This window comes from Planococcus sp. RAB007_Raresut, from assembly GCF_057369535.1.
In genome coordinates this window covers 1-255 of record NZ_JBXYIF010000186.1, presented here as the reverse complement: position 1 = coordinate 255, position 255 = coordinate 1, and the positions used below count along the sequence as shown (strand labels likewise).

General features: G+C 63.9%; 1 protein-coding gene. It reads left to right on the top strand.

What is annotated here, in order from left to right; genetic code table 11:
- Window positions 1-29: 29 nt before the first annotated feature.
- A partial coding sequence (locus tag AC2Q9J_RS18220) for an SCP2 sterol-binding domain-containing protein (RefSeq protein ID WP_499042130.1) occupies window positions 30-255 on the top strand: 226 nt, incomplete at its 3' end.

Genomic DNA, 255 nt, shown 5'->3' with positions numbered 1-255 from the left:
CGCCCGTAGCCGGAATGGGCGAACCGTCCGTGAAGCCGCATCTCACGCTTCGAATGACGAGCGCGGTCCTCGACGACGTTTTCATGGAACGAATCAGCGGCATGAAGGCGGCGATGAGCGGGAAGATGGCGTTCTCCGGGAACACCATGCGCGCGATGGCCCTGCAACGTGTGCAACGGGACCTGAACCGTGTCTACCGGGGGGTGCGGCAGGATCTCGGTGAACCACCAGTGCCGGCCACTGCTAGCGATCCAC